The 2,520-nt window shown below is 58.5% G+C and carries 1 protein-coding gene; it reads right to left on the reverse strand.

Annotation, left to right across the window (positions count from 1 at the left end):
• Nucleotides 1-122 precede the first annotated feature (122 nt).
• Complete coding sequence (locus NFX52_RS29735; protein WP_082437199.1) at nt 123-2,432, reverse strand: Tn3 family transposase; 2,310 nt, start codon at nt 2,430-2,432, stop codon at nt 123-125.
• Between the last annotated feature and the right edge of the window lie 88 nt (nt 2,433-2,520).

A 2,520-nucleotide genomic window follows, 5' to 3' on the forward strand; every position in this document is an offset into this window, starting at 1 on the left:
TGGGTACGCCGCGTCGCATATCTCGGTGTCTCTGAATCTTTGAGCATGGTGTCCACGATGGTTTACGTGCACACGATCTTGCGAGATGTCGCGGGACTGTTCAAGGTGGTACGGCTGGTCGCTTACGTTGAGATAGCCCGCAGCTCATCAGCCCTGCGCCCGCGTGAGACTCCTACACGTCCGTGGTACACAGCGCGCTGCAGCTGGTGTACAGATTCGCCCCTGTTGAGCAAGGCATGCATCTCGCGGCGAAACTCGGGAATGGTGAAATAGTCACACAAAAAGATCGTACGCAGCAACTTGCCCAATTCGTCTGCGGCAGCGTGCACGGGATCGCCCCGCGCCGCGCTGCCAAGGCGGGCGATAGCTTCTCCAGCTGTCAAGCGCCCTTGCCGGATAGAGGCAACCAGGTGCAGTAGGTCCATCCATCCGGCTCGAATCTTCCCAAGCGAGACCTTCCCAACGGTTAGGCGCTCCAAAGCTTCCGGCACAGTGTCCCCCCTGGCCAAGAACATCTTACGTTCCGACAATTGGCGCAAACGGACGCACAGATCGAAGCCCAGCAACTTGGCGATGGCCATCGCTGCGTTGGTGTAGCCATGGGTGTCCACAGCAAGCAGGGATAGTCGGATCTGGTCCTCGCGGCGGGAACAGTTGTGCGCTTCGACACCGTCCACCGCTGGCGCTGCTTGCCGGTCATTGATCACGATAGGCTGGTCATGAAACAGTGCCCAGGTATCAAGCATGTGCACATAGATGCCAACACCATGCTGCTTGCGGCGGTATTCCATACGCGCCGAGTGCAGGTACCGTGACGTATCGAGCGTCATCGAATCAGAGGATGCTTTGTCGCCCTGGCCCCAGAGTTTGGCAATAGGCATGCTTTGCTGGAACTCAATGACCCGTGAGTTCGCCTCCCGCAAACGGCCACTGGCCTCCGTTGCACGCATGGCCATAGTGACCTGAGACACCTGCAGGCCTGGGATCATCGCGCATACACCTTTGGCAGTGTTCTCTGTTCCGTGTGTGTATAGGGCGCCGTAGACGGCCTTCAGTTCAGCCATGTCTTTGGCTCTGCGGCCTAGCAGAGCCTGGCTAAAGCCGCTTTTTGCGTCGATCTCGACCAGCATGTTGCCAAACTGGGCATCGCCGATCATGTTGAACATGCTCTCGCGTGTCTTGGTGACCTGGGGTTCGACTTCAAGCGCCTGAATCGGTGCAATGTGAATATGCCCCTGGCTGTCTATGGTCAAGGCCCCGTCCTCCACGGCCTGCACCAGTTGGCCGATGCCCGCTTTGACCCGTCCCAGCACGCGCTCCAGGAACTTATCTGGATTGTCCGTCAAGCTCAAAGCTCGGATCAGCGACTTGTGCTTCTCGGCCCACTGCGTTTCGGGTATCAGCTGATCGGCACGGTTGCGATGGCGGCTGCTGTGTTCCAGCCACAGCTTTCCGCCCTTGATCGCTTTCTTCAAAGAAGTCGCTGCGCTTGCTTTGAGAGCTGCAAGAGCAACCTTGCGATCAGGGCCTTCCAGCAGCGAGTGCCAGCTTGGGTCCGCAACCGACACATCAAACCCCTCGGGAAGGCTGCTGATGCCGCGTTTGGACAAATCGCGCAACGTCTTGAGCTGCTTGAGCGCCTTGTCCGTTTCCTCGCCTTTGATCTCAAGGACTCCGAGGGCATTGAGCAGGGCGGACATACGCGGCGCTTGTTCTTTCACCAGTGTTTCCCGGACAAATTGAGCCCGCGTACCGGCAAAGTTTTCTCCATTCTTGGGCACCAGATCGCGCATCGCCGCGACGATCTGAGCATCGGTCAACTGCGTGTCGTAGAGTATGTCCTTGAGCCTGACACGCTCAGCACGCAGATCCACAGCACTTTCGGCCTGCTTCTTTAGGACCTTGCCAGAGGCCTTGTGATAAAGATCTGTGAGACATCGCGCACCGATGTCTGCGGCGAGATCGGTCTGATCCAAGAGGGTGACATGCAGGAAAGAGACGATGCGCAGATCGCGCTGATCCTCAGAGAGAAACTTCGTCGCGGAGGGTGGACGATTGATCACCTCCTGGCTGTACGCCCTGAGACGATTCAATGGAATCGCCGACAGCTTCCACTTGTGAACTTGCAGTGACTTGAGGCACTCGATTTTCTTGGTGACCTCGCTCAGCGTGAGCTGCCCGTGCTTCCCTGGGGGTGTGCGCAGCCACTCCAGCACTGTGTGACCGCCGGGCCCTGATCGCTTTGAGAATGCGTGCGAGAGAGCCGCCTGAACCTGTTTGGGTGGCGCACAGGCGCGGACCGCTGCGATTGCTGCATTCTCCTGTTCAGCAAATGCCATGCGCGCCATGTCGCGCAGTGTCCGGTCACCAGGCAGGACGAGCCGTCGATCAAAAGTAAGCGTCCAGCCGAGGCATCTTGAGTTGAGCCACATGTCCCGCGAATATCGCGGGCATGATGAAGAAGGTGGATGCAGTTTGCGTGGCGACGATCGCGTTGTTTGCGCGCTGGCTCAGCGTTGC

This window comes from Acidovorax facilis (genome assembly GCF_023913775.1).
GTDB lineage: Bacteria > Pseudomonadota > Gammaproteobacteria > Burkholderiales > Burkholderiaceae_C > Acidovorax > Acidovorax facilis.